This window comes from Ruminococcus sp. RTP21204st1_B2_RTP21204_210225, from assembly GCF_040914135.1.
GTDB classification, from domain to species: Bacteria; Bacillota; Clostridia; order Oscillospirales; family Ruminococcaceae; genus Hominimerdicola; species Hominimerdicola aceti.
This window is the reverse complement of sequence record NZ_JBCPGA010000096.1, coordinates 1-2,472: the sequence shown is the minus strand read 5'-3', so window position 1 is coordinate 2,472 and position 2,472 is coordinate 1. Positions and strand designations below refer to the sequence as shown.

1 protein-coding gene is annotated in these 2,472 nt (G+C 39.0%); it reads right to left on the bottom strand.

The window, feature by feature from the left end:
- Positions 1-145: 145 nt before the first annotated feature.
- A complete protein-coding gene (locus AB5123_RS14095; RefSeq protein ID WP_278945577.1) occupies positions 146-2,026 on the bottom strand; it encodes a GGDEF domain-containing protein in 1,881 nt (626 codons plus the stop codon).
- Between the last annotated feature and the right edge of the window lie 446 nt (positions 2,027-2,472).

Genomic DNA, 2,472 nt, shown 5'->3' with positions numbered 1-2,472 from the left:
TGCGTCCCCTCAAATGGTTTTCGCCTATCGAATTTCTTAATAATAGTGTCCAATATGATTGACAAACCTACAATATGTGTCTCTCACACGCAAAAACGGACGATCACTGACCGTCCGTTGTAATGCACTGATATTTTATCTATTGCTATTTCCTGTTTTTATGTCTTTCCAATTTACTTGCGTACATTATCTTATCCGCCTGTGTAAACATATCTTCAAGCTCGTGGACATCTGTTATATGTTTACAAATACCGCCTATACTAACGCTGACCTCAAACTCGTTACCTGCAAACTTGTTATATACCCTAAGCCGGTCGTTGACCCTTGCAGAAAATCGTTCAGGATAGTTGTCGTTATAGTCGTTACAGCCTATCACCACAAACTCATCGCCGCCTACCCTTGCACATATCTCGTTATTTTTTGTCGATGCCAAAACTGCGTCTGCGATCGCTTTTATTGCAATATCACCGCAGTTATGGCCAAAATTATCATTTATCTTTTTAAGGCAGTCCAGATCGCAGACAGCGATAAAAGCCTTATTTTTCGGATTTGACATTCTGTCAACAACAAACTGGATATTTTTCTCAATGCCTATTCTCGAATAAACACCTGTCATAGCGTCACGGACTGCAAGATTAGCTATGGAGTTTCGTATCCGCATTGATTCCAGAGCATTGCTTACATGATTTGTCCAATTACGATAAGTGATATCTATCGATTTTATTTCGTCACCGTAAGACAATACAGCATAGCCATAGCACCGATCTATAAAATGTACCGGAGTGATAAAGAATGCACAAGGGCTTTCTCGTTCTTCATCCAGATCAGGAAATATCTCTTTGAGTTCAAAAGGATCATGAAGAGTTCTGCTTTTGCCGTCAACGTTTCTTATATAAAGCACCATATTTTCTTTATATTCCTTTGGAACAGTGGAGATCTCACCGACTATCTCATGCTCTCCAAGGCAATCCTCATTAAGGCAGAGATAATACCTCTCCTGACCAATGATAAGATAGAGAAAATATTGTATCCTGGCCATCAGATCATCGGGATCTTTAGAGCAAGCCATTATATCGGTCATATTGCTGTCCAAAAATTCATGATAATTCATCTTGTTCTGAGATGATAAAAGATCACGCTTTGTATAGCTGTAATCCTCATGACAGCCGCAGGAAGCACCTATCTCCACCTTGCCGCCGTCCTCTATAAGGCCCTGCGGTTCAACGCCTTTGATCCTTGCCTCAATGGTCATTACTGCGTTCACGCCAGTTTCAAAGATCGGCGGTGAGCACGAGGTTATAGCTGGCACGCAATGGATAGCCTCGTCTATTGCGTCATAACCTGCAACTATCATATCCTCAGGCACGCTCAAACCGTTTTTCTGATATTCATGTACAACACCTATAGCCATATAATCTCCACAGCAAACGATAGCGTCAGGCTTTTTACGTCTGCCATAGATGATATTATTTGCCACCTCTGCCGCTTTATCATACCAGAAGCCTCCGTCAAAGCAGACAAAGTCCGGATCATACTCTATGCCATGCTTTTCAAGAGCACGCTTATATCCCGCAAGCCGTTCACGAGTGGTGGCAGTCTCCAGCGGACCGCTCAAAAAAAGTATCTTCCTGCATCCATGGACCTCGATAAGATGTTCTGTCAATTGCATAAAGGGTATTTCGTCACGGGTATAAATACTTTCATAGTCCTTATAGCTTCCATCTATAAAAACCACAGGAACATGACATTTCTCATCTATATCCCTGCATATTTTGTCAAAAAGCCCAGGCATTTTTAATGTATCTGCCAAAACGATAACGCCATCGAGCTTATCATAATTTATAACGTCATATATCTGCATTTCTCCAACAGACACTGCTTTTAAGAATGACTCTTTGACAAAGCTTGTGAAGATAAGCACATCATAGTCAAGCTGAAAAGCCTTTGTCATTACGCCTCTCAGCAATCTTTCCTGATAATAGCTTTCTGCCTCAGACAATATCACTCCAATGCGTTTTCTTCCCAAAATGTCTCACCTTCTCTATAATGTCGCATTTAGACGCACTGCACCCTACAGTCATTTAAACATTATACCACATTTGCCTCGAGTTGTCAAAGGCATTTTGTGAATTTTCGTAAACTTTTTAACGACTTTTTTATTTTTGTGGTAAAATTATTAAGCTTTTTTCAATATTACCAATACATATATTTGATTAAATTTGTTATAAATCAACTAAATGATTTGCTTAATCGTTTTCGAGATTGCGAAAATTTTCGGTAACATGTTCATATAGAAAATAAAATGAAAACTTTTCAGAATATTGTTAATAAAGCATCGCAGAGAAAACTTTTTTTACACAGTATTTCTGAATAAGAAAAGAACAAAAAAAGTTTCAAAAATGTAGGTTTGTCAATCATATTGGACACTATTATTAAGAAATTCGATAGGCGAAAACCATTTGAGGGGACGCA